This window comes from Alteromonas gracilis (assembly GCF_043642145.1).
In the GTDB taxonomy this organism is placed as follows: domain Bacteria; phylum Pseudomonadota; class Gammaproteobacteria; order Enterobacterales; family Alteromonadaceae; genus Alteromonas; species Alteromonas gracilis_B.
On record NZ_JBHZRZ010000003.1, the window covers coordinates 311,469 to 327,138 of the forward strand.

11 protein-coding genes are annotated in these 15,670 nt (G+C 45.0%); 10 read left to right on the forward strand and 1 reads right to left on the reverse strand.

Translation table 11 applies throughout. The annotated features are described in order from the left end of the window. Positions 1–50 precede the first annotated feature (50 nt). From bamA to tilS, 9 genes are all read left to right on the forward strand, one after another. The gene (bamA, locus tag ACHUFN_RS08325) at positions 51–2,534 is read left to right on the forward strand and encodes an outer membrane protein assembly factor BamA (protein ID WP_394221879.1); all 2,484 of its coding nucleotides are present in this window, start codon (positions 51–53) and stop codon (positions 2,532–2,534) included. Between the two features lie 61 nt (positions 2,535–2,595). Next, positions 2,596–3,111 (forward strand): OmpH/Skp family outer membrane protein, encoded by a 516-nt coding sequence (locus tag ACHUFN_RS08330; protein ID WP_394221880.1) that lies wholly within the window; start codon positions 2,596–2,598, stop codon positions 3,109–3,111. 194 nt (positions 3,112–3,305) lie between these two features. Further along, on the forward strand, positions 3,306–3,755 hold the full coding sequence (gene fabZ, locus ACHUFN_RS08335) for a 3-hydroxyacyl-ACP dehydratase FabZ (protein WP_394221881.1): 450 nt from the start codon (positions 3,306–3,308) through the stop codon (positions 3,753–3,755). Position 3,756: 1 nt separating this feature from the next. Then, complete coding sequence (lpxA, locus tag ACHUFN_RS08340) at positions 3,757–4,527, forward strand: acyl-ACP--UDP-N-acetylglucosamine O-acyltransferase (RefSeq protein ID WP_394221882.1); 771 nt, start codon at positions 3,757–3,759, stop codon at positions 4,525–4,527. Positions 4,528–4,529: 2 nt separating this feature from the next. Further along, positions 4,530–5,678, forward strand: a complete 1,149-nt coding sequence (gene lpxB / locus ACHUFN_RS08345) for a lipid-A-disaccharide synthase (protein WP_394221883.1) — start codon at positions 4,530–4,532, stop codon at positions 5,676–5,678. Beyond that, positions 5,671–6,243: a ribonuclease HII gene (gene rnhB / locus ACHUFN_RS08350; protein ID WP_394221884.1), complete on the forward strand. Its 573-nt coding sequence runs from the start codon at positions 5,671–5,673 to the stop codon at positions 6,241–6,243. Before lpxB ends, rnhB begins: the two co-directional genes overlap by 8 nt. A 4-nt stretch (positions 6,244–6,247) precedes the next feature. Further along, positions 6,248–9,712 (forward strand): DNA polymerase III subunit alpha, encoded by a 3,465-nt coding sequence (gene dnaE, locus ACHUFN_RS08355; RefSeq protein WP_394221885.1) that lies wholly within the window; start codon positions 6,248–6,250, stop codon positions 9,710–9,712. A 68-nt stretch (positions 9,713–9,780) separates the two neighbouring features. Continuing rightward, the gene (gene accA / locus ACHUFN_RS08360; RefSeq protein WP_394221886.1) at positions 9,781–10,737 is read left to right on the forward strand and encodes an acetyl-CoA carboxylase carboxyl transferase subunit alpha; all 957 of its coding nucleotides are present in this window, start codon (positions 9,781–9,783) and stop codon (positions 10,735–10,737) included. Between the two features lie 170 nt (positions 10,738–10,907). Further along, on the forward strand, positions 10,908–12,233 hold the full coding sequence (gene tilS / locus ACHUFN_RS08365) for a tRNA lysidine(34) synthetase TilS (protein WP_394221887.1): 1,326 nt from the start codon (positions 10,908–10,910) through the stop codon (positions 12,231–12,233). Positions 12,234–12,356: 123 nt separating this feature from the next. Here tilS and ACHUFN_RS08370 read toward each other — a convergent pair whose 3' ends face one another. Next, positions 12,357–13,256 carry a GGDEF domain-containing protein gene (locus ACHUFN_RS08370; protein WP_394221888.1) on the reverse strand — a complete coding sequence of 300 codons (900 nt, stop codon included), beginning with the start codon at positions 13,254–13,256 and terminating at the stop codon, positions 12,357–12,359. Between the two features lie 392 nt (positions 13,257–13,648). On the opposite strand from ACHUFN_RS08370, the gene ACHUFN_RS08375 reads away from it, so the two are divergent. Next, entirely contained in the window at positions 13,649–15,616 is a 1,968-nt protein-coding gene (locus ACHUFN_RS08375) for a monovalent cation:proton antiporter family protein (RefSeq protein WP_394221890.1), read from the forward strand. The last annotated feature ends 54 nt before the right edge of the window (positions 15,617–15,670 follow it).

The window sequence follows — 15,670 nt, forward strand, 5'->3', positions numbered from 1 at the left end:
AGGAAGTACAAAACAGCTAATACAAAACGCGGCCAGGAAAAGAAAAATAGATGAAGTTAAAACAGTTAGTAGCAGCCGGAGCCATTCTTTCCAGTGCTAGCTTTGCCAATGCTGCGGCGCAAGACAGTGAATTTGTTGTTGAAGACATTCGTGTTGAAGGTTTACAGCGTGTTGCACTTGGTGCGGCTTTAACCTACTTGCCCGTACAAGTTGGCGACGAGCTTAATACATTTAGGGTGACGCAGCTTATTCGCTCGTTGTACTCTTCAACTCACTTTGAAAATGTTGAAATTCTGCGCGATGGCAATACTCTTGTTGTGCGTGTTGCAGAGCGTCCTACCATCAGTAATATCATTTTTGACGGCAACGATGACATTAAAGATGAACAGCTTCAAGAAAGCTTAGATGGCAACGGCGTTCGCATAGGTGAGCCACTTGATAAGACGGTGTTAACTTCTATTGAGAATGGTCTAAAAGACTTCTTCTATAGCATAGGTAAATACAATGCTGATGTGACGGCCATTATCACGCCGTTACCGCGCAACCGCGTAGATTTAAAATTGCTTTTTGAAGAAGGCGATGCAGCTGAGATCGAACAAATCAACATTGTTGGTAACGAAATTTTCTCAGACCAAGAGCTGATGGAAGCCTTCGAACTGCAGTACGACACGCCGTGGTGGGATTTCCTATCAGAAACCCGCTATCAGCAACAAACGCTGCAAGGTGATATGGAAACACTTCGCAACCATTATCTCAACCGCGGTTATCTTCGATTCAACGTTGATTCAACGCAAGTTTCAATGACACCTGAAAAGTCAGGTATTTACATTGCAATGAACGTTTCGGAAGGCGAGCAATACACAATTTCTGAAGTGGAATTGGTCGGTGATGTATTGGGTCACGAAGAATACATTGAACGTGTGCTGCCGCTTACTACTGGTGAACTTTATAACCAGGCGGAAGTGACATATACAGAAGAGTTTATCAGTAAGTACTTGGGTCGATTTGGCTATGCGTACCCAACAGTTACGACAGTGCCTGAAATAAATGACGAAGACAAAACGGTTAAATTAACCCTGTCGGTCGACCCGGGCAAACGTATTTATGTAAACCGAATCAAGTTCAATGGCAACGTTGTTACCGCGGATAGCGTGCTAAGACAGAATTTAAGTCAGATGGAAGGCACATGGCTTTCTAATAACTTACTAGAGTCATCTAAAAACCAGCTCTCTCGTCTTACCTATATGGAAGAAGTAGAGTTTGAAACTGTGCGCATTCCGGGCTCAGAAGATAAAGTAGACGTTAATTTTAACGTGAAAGAGCAGCCATCTGGCTCGTTTAACGCAGGTATTGGTTACGGCGATAGAACGCGACTAAGCCTTCAAGCGGGTATTCAGCAAGATAACTTCTTGGGTACAGGTAAGCGAATTGGCCTTAACCTAAATACCACGGCTTTCCAGTCGTCAATTCAAGCAACTTATAACGACCCGTTCTTTACGATTGATGGAATCAGTCTAGGTGGCTCGATTGGCTACAGCGAATTTGATGGCTCTGACTTCAACGTTATTCAGTACAACTCGAAGCGATACTCTATAGGCGCCAATATTGGATATCCAATTAACGAGTTCAACAGAATAAACTTTGGTATGACTTACAGTGATGTTGAGTTATTTAACCGAGGTTTTTTCGAGCAAACAGAGCAATTTTACAATCAGTTTACCAACGGAACAGACCCTGATGCTGCAATTAAATACAGCAGCTTTTTGGCAAGTGTAAGTTGGAGTAGAAGCACGCTTAACCGAGGCTTATTCCCAACTGCGGGATCATCACAACGAGCGTCATTTAGTATTACTACACCAAACTCAGATGTAAATTACTTTAAAACCATATTAGATGGTAAATGGTATTTCCCTCTGTCTCGAGATCAAAACTGGTCGTTGTTAGCACGTGTTAGGCTAGGCTACGGTAACGGGTACGGTGATATAAATGGCAACGAGCAAATACTACCGTTTACCGAGAACTTTACCGCTGGTGGTGCCGACTCACTTCGTGGATTTGAGAACAACACAGTTGGTCCTCGTGGTGTAACGGTATCGGTACCAAGCTCAGTTGTTGGTCCTGATGGCGAAACATTCCCAGGCGGTCCAGAAAACGCATTTATTTCATGGTCACAGCGAAGTCTTGGTGGAAACGCTATGGCATTGGGTGGCGTTGAGCTAATCGTTCCTACACCATTCATTGATGCAGAAATGAGTAATTCACTTCGCACAAGTTTGTTTGTGGATGTGGGTAACGTGTGGGATACTGAGTTTGATTTTGACAGATATAGCCAGCTTCAAGTAAACCCTAATCAGCGTTTTGGTCAAGAGCTATTGGACTATTCTGATTGGAGTCTGTATCGTAGTTCCGCAGGGTTATCTGTCCAGTGGATATCACCGATGGGGCCTATGGTATTCAGCTTCTCAAAAATAATCCAAGAACGTGAAGGAGATGATGCAAGATTCTTCACTTTCAATATCGGTCAAACTTTCTAAGATATTAAAGCGAGCGCGAGAGAGTCGCGCTCTATAATAAGATTCACAAAAGGAGTTCCCTTTGAAACAGTTGGTTAAACATATCGTTGCAGGAGCAATGCTGGGTAGCGCTTTAGTAAGTACGTCTGTAATGGCGCAGCAGAAAGTTGCTGTTGTAGATGTGCAAGGTATTTTCCAAGCGATGCCTCAAGCGGCTGAAATTCAAAACGCTATTCAAGCTGAATTTAAAGATCAGATTGAAGAAGTGAATCAACTGCAACGCGATGGACAGTTCTACGCAGAACGTCTTCAACGCGACGCAGCTACTATGAGCGATGCCGAGAAGAAAGAACTAGAACAAAAAATCTTATCTGTACGTGAAGAGTTAGCTAAGAAAGGTCAGCCTTTGCAGCAAAACATCCAGCGTCGTAGCAATGAAGAGCGTAACAAGTTACTTGGTCTAATCAAGCAAGCTATCGACTCTGTTGCAGCGAAACAAGGTTATGACCTAGTTCTTAACGCTGGTGGCGTTGCATTTGCTAAGGAAGAGCACGATTTATCTGAACAAGTGCTTGAGCAAGTTAGCAAAACTAACTAGTTAACTGCACACTACAGTTGTAAAATTTGTCAGACCAACTCCCAAAAGGTGTTGGTCTGATTTGTTTTCCGCGCTTAACAGCGTATGGTTGCCGCCGTTTTTAGTTTTTACGGCGAGTTTGACCAAAATGCCAATCAATCATCAGTATTGGTATAAAATAGTTGTAGGTCATGCTTGTATACAGGAGAAAGTTTTTGGCCAATTCACTTAATACCATCGAAATTCAGGAAATTTTGGAATTACTACCACATCGGTATCCATTTCTTCTCGTTGATCGTGTAACAGACTATGTTCTGGGCGAGTCTGTTAAGGCTTATAAAAATATCACTATCAACGAGCCGTGTTTCATGGGGCACTTCCCTGAACAGCCAATTTTCCCTGGCGTATTAATTCTTGAGGCGATGGCACAAGCTGCTGGTGTTTTAGGTTTTAAGACCATGGGCAATAATGATAAGTTATACTTGTATGCAGGAATTGACAACGCTCGCTTCAAGCGCCCTGTGGTTCCAGGTGACAAGCTTGAGTTTGACGTTGCTCTAGTTAAAGAGCGCAGAGGGATTTGGAAATTTAAAGGTACTGCAAGTGTCGATGGCGACATCGCTTGTAGTGCAGAGTTTATGTGTGCGATGAGAGAGATAGCGTAACGTGATCCATCCTACTGCGGTAATTTCAGAAAGTGCAACGATTGGTGATAATGTCACTATAGGTCCATTTTGTGTGGTTGACGATAATGTCACCATTGGCGATGGCTGTATTCTGAAATCACATGTGGTCGTGCGCGGCCCAACGCGTATCGGTAAAAACAACAAGTTTTATCAGTTTTCATCAATAGGCGAAGACTGCCAAGATAAGAAGTATGCGGGTGAGCCTACTGAGTTAGTTATCGGAGATGATAACGAGTTTCGTGAAGGCGTTACCGTTCATAGAGGCACTATTCAAGATAATAGCATTACCATTATAGGTTCTCGCTGCTTGTTTATGGCTAACTCTCACGTGGCTCATGACTGCGTGCTTGGCAACGATATTATTATTGCCAACAGTGTAGCAATTGCAGGCCATGTCCATATGGATGATCACGTAATTGTTGGTGGCGCTGCGGGTATTCATCAGTTCTGCAAAATTGGCGCTCACGCCTTTTTAGGTGCTGGCGGCATTATTCTTCGCGATGTACCTCCTTTTGTTATGGTTAGCGGCCAAAAGAATATTCCTCAAGGTATCAACTCTGAAGGCCTAAAACGTCGCGGCTTTAGTAAAGAAGAAGTGATGGCGATAAAACGTGCTTATAAAGTGATTTACCGGGAAGGCAACACAGTGGACGAAGCTGTCGAAAAACTCGCTGAACCAGCTCAAGAGTTTGACGGCGTTGCATTAATGGTTAATTTCTTAAAAGACTCTGAGCGAGGCATTATTCGCTAATTATGTCTAAACCAATTCGTATCGGCATGGTTGCCGGAGAGCCCTCTGGTGACGTGCTTGCCGCCGGAATGGTTGCAGAGCTTAAACGCCAATACCCTGATGCCATTATCGAAGGTATTGGCGGTCCAAATATGATAAACGCGGGTTTCCATAGCTTGTTTGATATGGAAACTTTGTCGGTAATGGGGCTAGTAGAAGTCCTCTATCATTTACCTGCCATTTTAAAAGTGAAGAAACAGCTTCTTGCACACTTTGAGCAAAATCCACCAGATATATTCGTTGGAATAGACGCACCAGACTTCAACCTTCGAGTTGAAAAGGCGCTTAAAGCACGTGGTATCAAGACCATGCACTATGTAAGCCCAACGGTTTGGGCGTGGCGTGAAAAGCGTATCCATAAAATTGCAAAAGCTGCCAATCGCGTATTAGGCTTATTCCCCTTTGAGCAACAGGTTTACGACAAACACAACGTTCCTTATACCTTCGTAGGCCACACCATGGCCGATGCCATTGCCATTGAGCCCAATCAAGCAGCTGCAAGAAGTGCCTTAGATGTTAACGAAGAAGCGCCTGTTTTGGCAGTATTACCTGGCTCACGACGCGGCGAAGTAGACACTCTGCTACCTGTATTTTTGGAAACCATTGAAGCAATTCATGCTAAGCGTAGCGATATTCAATTTCTTATCCCTGCTGCCAACGAACATCGTCTCACGCAGATAAAGGCGCTATTGCTGGAAGCCAATAATGCAGAAAAGCGCTTACCTATTCAGGTAACCCAAGGTACATCTCGCGATGCGATGATAGCAAGCGATGTAATTTTACTAGCCTCGGGAACTGCCACGTTAGAGGCCATGTTATGTAAGCGCCCTATGGTCGCCGCATACAAACTAGCGCCGCTGACTTATAAAATTATGCAGCGCTTGTACAAAGCGCCATTTTTTACCCTGCCAAATTTATTAGCAGATGAAGCAATTATTCCTGAATTACTTCAAGAAGAGGTAAATGCAGAGAATATGAGCAATCAGTTACTCAGCTTTTTCGAAAGTGACAATTCAGCCCTTATTTCCCGTTTCACCAACCTCCACCATACGCTAAAATGCAATGCTGATAAAACAGCTGCAAAAGCCGTCGTGGAGGAATTGTTTGCATAAGTTAATTGCCGGAGTTGATGAAGTAGGGCGTGGCCCGTTAGTTGGTGACGTTGTTACAGCCGCCGTCATTTTAGACCCAGCCAATCCTATTGAAGGCCTGACCGATTCAAAAAAACTCAGTGAGAAGAAGCGCGTAGCATTAGCGCAAGAAATTCGTGAAAAAGCGCTGTATTGGAATATCGGCAGAGCGAGCCCCGAAGAAATAGACAAGCTTAATATCCTGCATGCCACCATGCTCGCGATGATTCGTGCCGTAGAGGGCTTACCCGTAAAGCCTGACTTTGTTCGTGTAGACGGCAACCGCGTTCCGGCTTGGAATTTCGACTCAGAAGCGGTAGTAAAAGGCGACAGCCTACACGCCGAAATTTCAGCTGCATCTATCATTGCCAAAGTAGAGCGTGATAACGATATGATTTCGCTTCACGAGGCCTATCCTCAGTATAATTTTGCAGGTCATAAAGGTTATCCCACAAAAGCACATTTTGAAGCCATTGCTGAGTATGGCATCTTAGACTGCTACAGAAAGAGTTTTAAACCCGTTAAAGCGTTACTTGAAGAGAAATAACATCATGTCTTCGCCATTTATTCATTTACGTGTCCATAGCGATTTTTCGATGATGGACGGCCTGAATAAGGTAAAACCTATTTTAGGCAAAGTGGCTGCGTTGGATATGCCAGCGGTGGCAATTACCGATCAAATGAATATGTGCGGCTTGGTAAAGTTCTACTCTGAAGCGCATAACTTGGGTATAAAGCCCATTATCGGTACTGATTTTTGGGTTACCAATGAGGCCTTTGGCGACGAGCTCTTCAGGCTTACATTAATTGCGATGAACAACGAAGGATATAAGAACATTACCGTGCTTATATCTAAAGCGTATCTTCGCGGGCATTTGTCACACCGTGCGGTGATTGACCAAGAATGGCTGGCAGAACATGCCGAAGGCGTAATAGTACTCTCGGGTGCTCAGCACGGTGACGTTGGCGTGGGTTTAATGAAAAACAACGCCAAGATTCTCGATAGTGCCCTTGAGTTTTATCAAACGCATTTTCCTGACCGTTTCTATTTAGAGCTGATTAGAACCGGCAGACAAGGTGAAGAAGATTACTTACACCTTGCAGTAGAGCTTGCTGAGCAGCGCGGTTTGCCCGTGGTTGCCACCAACGAAGTGTGCTTTATTGACCGTGAAGGTTTTGATGCTCACGAAATTCGAGTATGTATTCACGATGGCTACACGTTAGATGATAATCGCCGCCCTAAGCGCTACAGCGACCAGCAATACCTTCGCACTGCCGAGGAAATGGTTGAGTTATTTAGCGATATCCCTGAGGCAATTGAGAACACGGTAGAAATTGCCAAGCGTTGTAATGTTACTGTTCGCTTAAATGAATATTTCTTACCGCAGTTCCCAACCGGCGGCATGACCACCGAAGACTTCTTGGTTAAGGTGTCTGAAGAAGGGTTAGAAGAACGACTAGAATTTCTATTCCCAGATGAAGAAATGCGTAAAGCGAAACGTCCAGAGTACGATGACCGACTTCGCATTGAGCTTGAAGTTATCAACCAAATGGGTTTCCCAGGCTACTTCCTTATCGTAATGGAGTTCATTCAGTGGAGTAAGGATAACGGTATTCCGGTAGGGCCAGGACGTGGTTCCGGTGCGGGCTCGTTGGTGGCGTATGCCCTAAAAATTACCGACCTAGACCCACTTGAATTCGACTTGCTATTCGAACGTTTCTTGAACCCAGAACGTGTATCTATGCCCGACTTCGACGTCGACTTCTGTATGGATAGACGAGACGAGGTTATCGACCACGTTGCAGAGCTTTATGGCCGTCAGGCGGTATCGCAGATTATTACTTTCGGTACGATGGCGGCTAAAGCAGTAGTGCGTGACGTAGGCCGAGTGCTTGGTCATCCTTACGGTTTTGTGGATCGTATTTCAAAATTGATTCCACCCGACCCGGGCATGACACTTGAAAAGGCTTTCGCTGCTGAACCACAGCTGCCGGAAGTGTACGAAAGCGATGAGGAAGTGAAAGACCTTATCGATATGGCCCGTATTCTTGAGGGTGTAACGCGAAATGCCGGTAAACACGCCGGTGGTGTGGTTATCGCGCCCACTACGATTACCGACTTCTCGCCTTTGTACTGTGATGACGAAGGTAAAAACCCCGTAACCCAATTCGATAAAAACGACGTTGAAACGGCGGGCTTAGTAAAATTCGACTTCTTGGGCCTTCGCACACTGACCATCATTCAGTGGGCGATAGATATGATTAAAGAAGGCAAAAACGTGGACGTGGATATCAGCGCCATTCCACTTGAAGATGCTAAGAGTTTTAGAACCCTTCAAAACGCCGAAACCACTGCAGTATTCCAGCTTGAATCTCGCGGTATGAAAGAGCTGATTAAGCGTCTTAAACCTGACTGTTTTGAAGATATCATCGCACTGGTAGCACTGTTCCGACCCGGTCCACTGCAATCAGGCATGGTAGATAACTTTATTGACCGTAAGCACGGACGTGAAGATATATCCTACCCTGATGCTGAATATCAGCACGAATGCTTACAGGAAATTCTAGAGCCTACCTACGGCATTATTTTGTACCAAGAGCAGGTAATGCAGATTGCTCAGGAAATGGCGGGTTACTCGCTAGGTGGCGCTGACTTGCTTCGCCGAGCCATGGGTAAGAAAAAGCCAGAAGAGATGGCTAAGCAGCGCGGTACGTTTGCCGACGGTGCGAAGGGCAATAATATCGACCCAGACTTGGCGATGAAAATCTTCGACTTGGTAGAAAAGTTCGCCGGCTACGGGTTTAACAAATCGCACTCTGCTGCATACGCATTGGTGTCATATCAAACGCTGTGGCTAAAAGTGCATTATCCGGCAGAGTTTATGGCTGCGGTAATGTCGGCAGATATGGACAACACCGATAAAATCGTGACGCTGGTTGATGAATGCGAGCGCATGGGCATTGAAATACTACCGCCAGATTTGAATGCCGGAAAATACAAGTTTACGGTAGATAGCGAAGGCCGCATTGTTTACGGCATTGGTGCTATCAAAGGCGTGGGCGAGGGTCCAATTGAGGCTATTATCGAAGCGCGTGAGACCCAAGGCGCTTTTAAAGACCTTTTCGATTTTTGTGCAAAAATTGATATAAAGCGTGTTAATAAGCGGGTACTAGAAAAGCTGGTACTTGCAGGAGCGTTAGACAACTTAGGGCCGCATCGCGCTAGTTTGATGGCAAGCTTACCAGAAGCACTTGCCGCAGCCGGGCAGCATGCAAAAGCCGAGTCGTTTGGCCAGTCAGACATGTTTGGGCTGCTTACTACCGAGCCAGAAGACGTGAAGCAAGCGTTTGCCGACGTACCTGAGTGGCCAGAAAAGGTGTGGTTAGAAGGCGAAAAAGACACCTTAGGGTTGTACCTAACCGGACACCCCATCAATCAGTATGCTGAAGAACTGCGTTACTACACCGATGGTCGTTTAGTTGACTTAAAACCAACCAACAAAGATCAAATGGCCAGTGCAGTAGGATTAGTACTTGGCGTTCGTGTTATGACGAACAAGCGCGGACGTCGCTGGGCAATAGTGACACTGGATGATAAGAGTGCCAGAATAGACGTACGTTTCTTCCCCGATATGTATGAACAGTTCGAAAGTGTGTTAGAAACTGACAGAATATTGCTTATAAAGGGACAGGTCAGCTTTGATGATTTCTCTGGGGGCAATACAATCACCGCCCGTGATGTAATGGACATTGTTCAGGCACGAGAGAAAAACGCGAGAGCGCTGGCACTTAATATTGATACCCAGTTGCTTGAACCGAAAAAAATGAGTCAGATGCAATCTATCCTGCAGGCATTTAATGGTGGAAGTTGTCCTGTTCAGTTAGCGGTAACCCATCCAGACGCTGAAGTAACGTTAGCGTGTGGAGCAAGATGGTACGTTACCCCTGAAGACCAACTTTTACACGATCTCAAACAATGTTTGGGAGACAAAGCCGTTTCAATTCTCTACCATTAAGGGTAAGAGTTCGATAGATTGAGTATCTCGCGTTTGCATAAACGAGCGTAGTACGAATAGGACATGAAATGAGTATACAGTTTTTGGACTTTGAACAGCCAATAGCCGAACTAGAAGCAAAAATTGAAGAGCTTAGGTTGGTGAATCAAGGTGGCGAGTTTGACGTTGGTATTGAGGAAGAAATTAATAAGCTTCGCGGTAAAAGCGCTGAGCTAACCAAAAAGATCTTCTCTGACCTTGGTGCATGGCAAGTTTCTCAACTAGCTCGTCATCCAATGCGTCCTTATACCCTTGATTACATTCCGCGTATTTTTACCGACTTTGACGAGCTAGCTGGCGACCGTGCATTTGCTGACGATAAAGCGATTGTAGGCGGACCAGCTATGTTAGATGATCAACCTGTTATGGTTATTGGTCATCAAAAAGGGCGTGATACCAACGAAAAAATTAAGCGTAATTTTGGTATGCCTAAACCTGAAGGCTACCGCAAGGCGTTGCGTCTTATGAAGATGGCAGAACGTTTCAACATGCCTATTATCACGTTTATCGATACGCCAGGGGCGTACCCAGGTGTGGGTGCGGAAGAACGTGGACAAAGTGAAGCCATTGCAAAAAACTTATTTGAAATGGCAGAGCTTACGGTTCCTATTGTTTGTACCGTTATTGGTGAAGGTGGTTCAGGCGGTGCCCTGGCGATTGGTGTTGGCGATCGCGTTAACATGCTTCAGTATTCTACGTACTCGGTTATCTCACCAGAAGGCTGTGCGTCTATATTGTGGAAAAGCGCTGAAAAAGCGCCATTGGCTGCAGAGGCAATGGGCGTAAGTGCACCACAAATTAAAGAGCTAGGCCTTATCAATAGCATTGTAGAAGAGCCGTTAGGTGGTGCGCACCGTGACCACAATGGCATGGCCGCTAATTTAAAAGCTGTTATCAAGCAGCAGCTGAACCAGCTTAAAGATCTTGATGAAACCAAATTGATGGAAGAACGTTATCAGCGTCTTATGTCGTTTGGTTACTGTTAAATATTAGGCTCGCTGTTTAAACGTAACGAATTTTCAGTGTAGTTCAAGTTTGTGTAAGGGGTTGTTTACCATTGGTAATCAACCCCTTTGCGCTTTGAGATACCCGACTTCACAGCCTAAATAACAAAAAGCTCAAGTTAAAAACATACACAGAAAGGTTTTATCAGTCAGTGACTCCCCATTTATCTCCAGTCAGCGAACACATTGTAAATCGCATCGCCATGTCACTCGACAACGCTAGCTTATCGCTTAAAACACCCTTAGTGGTTGCCTACAGTGGTGGTGTCGATTCATCTGTTCTACTTCAAGCTGTCATCGCGTTTCGTGAGCAGTTTGGCAATCCAATTCACGCTGTGCATGTGCACCATGGGCTAAGTGATAACGCTGACGATTGGGCCAGACATTGCGAACTGCAATGCCGGCTAGACGATGTTGAATTTCACTTGTATCGCGTTGACGTTGATACGGGGGCGAGAAAAAGCGTGGAAGCGGAAGCGCGGAAAGTGCGTTACAACGCTCTGTTAGAAGTATGTAAGCAAATTGGCGGTGTGCTGTTGTTAGGGCAGCATGCAGAAGATCAGCTGGAAACCGTGTTGTTGCAGCTTAAGCGCGGTGCGGGTCCGCAAGGTTTAGCGGGCATGGGCGATATGCAGTATCGCGGTGAAACGCTCATCATGCGCCCTATGCTGGCGTTAGACAAAGCAGATATCGTCGCCTTTGCAGAAGAGGAAATGCTGCAATGGGTAGAAGATGAATCAAACCAGCAAAACAGCTTTGACCGGAATTTTTTAAGAAACGAAATTATTCCACACTTGCTTGAGCGCTGGCCTCAGTTGACAAAAACCGTTAGGCGCAGTGCAGAGCTTTGTGCCGAGCAAAGCATGTTAGTCAGCGATTCAGCGCAACGCTATTATGAAGACTGCAAACGCACAGAAATACGGTTAAACGGTGAGAAGCTTGCATCGCTCTCATTGCCTTGGCAGGCTATGGTGATTCGCGCGTGGTTTAAAGCGCGAGGTCAGTTGGCCCCATCAAAGGCACAGGCTGATCAAGTGCTCGCCATGTTAAAGGCAAAGCATGACGCAACGCCAGAAGTTAACTTCAAGTGGGGCAGGGTAATTCGCTTTGACCAAGATCTTTATTGGGTGGTTAATGCTGTTCACGACATACCGTCAAGTCTGCAATTAGACACAAATAAAGACATTGCTCTGCCATGGTTAAACGGCCTTATTCGTGTGACTTTGTCTGATGAACGAAGCGATGATGCGGTTACATTGCAAACAAATGCTCGCAACTTAAAAGTGAAGCCTGAAAACGCCAGTGTATCTAAAAAAGTAAAAGAGTGGTTTAAAGTTTGGCGAATTCCGAGGTGGGAGCGAAACGCCGTGCCAGTCGTCTTTTTAAATGAAGTTCCAGTCGCGCTGATTGTTAGTGGGCAGTGTGTTAATCTGCAACCGAAAGCGTCTGGTATAGAGATAACTTTTCGTCTTGATTGAGCTTTTTATATTTTTTAGCGTCGTTTTATTTAGGCGGCACTGCTATCTGAAGTGACTTTGTCGGCAATAATACGCAGATGCGGCATTGCTTTGCCGCATTTCGATGAAGATGTAAGAGTACGCTCAAGCTGCGTGATAGCTATTTTTGCCCGAGTTTTTAACTAGGTATAAGGCGTTGTCAGCACGGTCAAATAAACTACTCATAGTGTCACCATCGCGGTATATTGCTCCGCCCAGACTTGTTGACACACCTAACCTAGATAAATAGCTAGAACTGTTTATGCTCATTTGAATACGCTGTGCTGCTCGGGCTAGCTGCTGTTGCGTTTGGCAGTCTAACATGCAGCAAAACTCATCCCCGCCATAGCGAAAAGCTTCATCTTCATTTCGCAGCACATTAGATAAATGCGATGCGACATGAACCAATACTTTATCGCCTTCACCATGACCAAAGTTGTCATTCACGTATTTAAAGTTGTCTAAGTCGATGACCAAAAGCGCAAAGTGATCGTTGTGCCTCTGCGCCCAGCCTAGCTGTCTTGTCATCGACTGTTCAAAGCCTGCACGATTGCCCAAACCCGTTAATATATCTTTTGTTGCCATCTGCTTAACCCGCATTAGCGACATTGCGTGCTTTACTTGTTTTCCAAATAAATCATGCAGTTGGAAAAGGCTTTCCCGTTGCGACAAAGACAGTGGTGAACTAATGTAATAGTAAACGTGGGCCTGATTACCACTAATGTCATTTACCCCTTGAAGAGGTAAATCAATCAGTGTTGAGGAGATGTTTGCGTTACCGTAAACCCAACGTGAATCGAAATCTGATAGGCTAAAACCAACAATAGGTAACAACATATTCAGCTGCTGAAAATACACGCCACCTAGCTCTTGAAGCTCAAGTGTTGACAGTAGCTGTGTTACGAAACCTGATAATTCACTAAAAGATAGTGATTTACCCGTGCTTTCAGCAGGATAAAAATTGTTATGTTCTGTGCTATCGTAGACTGACGTTGAAAAATCCACAGTAGTTCCCCTATACAAAATGCGTTGATATGCAAAGAAACAAGTGTCAAAGCCCTGACGTTTCTGCGGCCATGCTCTCACTTTTCGTTGATTTTATGGCGGTCACAGAGGCAAAACTTGCCGGATCTGCATTTGTACTAGGGAATCTGCAAACAAGATGCCAACAAGTGAAGTTTAAGAGTTGGTCTTTAGTTTAAGTTGTTTGTGCGCTGACTCTTTTGGCATTAATGTATAGGTATTAAAGGAGATCACCAATTTAAAGCCCTTGAAATATAGCCCATTCATTTTTAAATGTGATGCAGTACGCCTTATTTAAAATTTACATGTAAGCCGCACCGTGCAAGGTGTGCGATACGTAATAAACGGACGTTTTATTTGCTCTAGGAGGTAATGTGGGGACGAGTTTCTTAAATATCGTTGTATTGATGTTTATATCTGTATGCGCAGTCGCATTATTTAAACGCATCCATCTCCCCCCAATATTAGCTTACCTCTTTGCTGGCGTACTTGCGGGGCCACAATTGCTTTCCGTTTTTGCCCACCCAGAAGAAATGCATTTACTTGCGGAAGTGGGCATTGTCTTTTTGCTTTTTTCATTAGGGCTTGAGTTTTCACTACCGAAGCTATTAGCCATGCGCTCTCTAGTTTTTGGTGTTGGGCTAGGTCAAATGCTTTTCACAACGGCCGTGTTCACCAGTGTTCCGTTGTTTTTCGGAATTTCTATTAGTGCATCAATAATTATTGGCGGCACGCTTGCGTTAAGCTCGACCGCTATCGTAATAAAGCAAGCCACGGAAATGGGTATTCTTAATAACAGGCGAACCCAATTGGCTGTTAGTATTTTGCTATTTCAAGACTTAGCCGTAGTGCCTTTTCTTATTGCTATTCCCCTTCTAGCGCAAACAGGCGAGGTGAGTATTGTACTAGCCTTGGGTGAAGCGCTGCTCAAAGGGGTGTTTGTTATCGCACTTCTAATGTCGGTAGGTAAGTGGTTACTTCCTTGGGTATTTAGAGAAATTGCGAGGACAAGAACTGACGAGCTGTTTGTTCTGACGACAATTCTTATTGCTCTTTTGGCAGGCGGTTTAACCTTCTATTTTGGGCTTTCGATGGCGTTAGGTGCGTTCTTAGCGGGTATGATGCTTGGGGAAAGCCAATACAAATATCAGCTTGAGGCTGATATACGCCCTTTTCGCGATATATTAATGGGGCTTTTCTTTGTAACAGTCGGCATGCAGTTAGAACTTACCGTACTCTGGAACCGTCTTTTTGAAATAATCTTCGGCGTATTTGCGCTGATGATAATTAAAGTTATTTTAGTGAGAGTTGCATCGCTTCTTGTTAAAACTGATGCCATCGATGGGTGGTCAGCAGGTGTTAAGCTGTGCCAAATTGGAGAGTTTAGCTTTGTTATTGCAGCGCTCGCTACAACCCATGGAGTACTAACTTCTGAGCAGTCTTCTTTGATTGTCTGCATGGGCGTGATTAGCATGGCCCTCACTCCTTGGCTCATGAGTAATAGTGTGACTATCGCTAAGCGTATTGTGAATAATGATATCTTGTTCGACGACAAGGCAAGTCTAGGCGACACGGGCCCTTTGACAAACCACGTTGTTATTTGTGGGTTTGGGCGTGTCGGGCAATCGGTAGCGCGTATGCTTAAAATGGAAGGTATTCACTTTGTTGCTGTTGATATGGATCCGGTGCGGGTACACGAAAGTCGTAATGCGGGAGAGCCCGTAATTTTTGGTGACGCGAGTCAAAAAGACATCTTGATCAATGCCAATGTGGAAAGCGCCAAACTGGTGCTTGTTACATTTGATCAAGTTGATAAAGCTAAGCAAGTTATTACGCAAACACGAAGTATTACACACGCTACCGACGTCATGGTGCGCACTAAGCGAGATTATCAACTAGAAAGCTTGTACAACGCTGGCGCTAATCAAGTGGTGCCAGAGCTACAAGAGGGCAGCCTAATGTTGGTTTCGCAAGTACTACATTATGCAGGTGTGCCCATGTCACGTATATTAAAGCGAGTAAGAGCCGAAAGAAAAGGCCGCTACGATCATATGCACGGCTTCTATCCCGGAGAAACCACTGAAATTACCTATGGTACTGAAGATAAACTAGAATTTATTCATGCCGTAGTACTATCTGAACACGCTTCGTGTATTGGCAAAGCAATTAAAGATATTGATTTTTCAAGAATGAGAGTGGCCGTTAAGGGGTTGCGACGTGACGGGAATGAAGTCAAAGATCCCGATCACGATGCTATTTTGCAGGCCCATGACGTTTTGGTCATTGCAGGTAAGCCACGAAGGGTTGAACGTGCAGAGCGCAAGTTGCTTGAAGGGAGCTAGCGAGCGGCCTCTAGCGCGCAGACTAAGCTAACGCGCTGGCAAAGGAGCGAGGTA

Bases quoted from the DNA above. Each gene is read 5' to 3' on its own strand.
- dnaE (WP_394221885.1), top strand. From the start codon at position 6,248: ATGTCTTCGCCATTTATTCATTTACGTGTCCATAGCGATTTTTCGATG.
- lpxB (WP_394221883.1), top strand. From the start codon at position 4,530: ATGTCTAAACCAATTCGTATCGGCATGGTTGCCGGAGAGCCCTCTGGT.
- bamA (WP_394221879.1), top strand. From the start codon at position 51: ATGAAGTTAAAACAGTTAGTAGCAGCCGGAGCCATTCTTTCCAGTGCT.
- accA (WP_394221886.1), top strand. From the start codon at position 9,781: ATGAGTATACAGTTTTTGGACTTTGAACAGCCAATAGCCGAACTAGAA.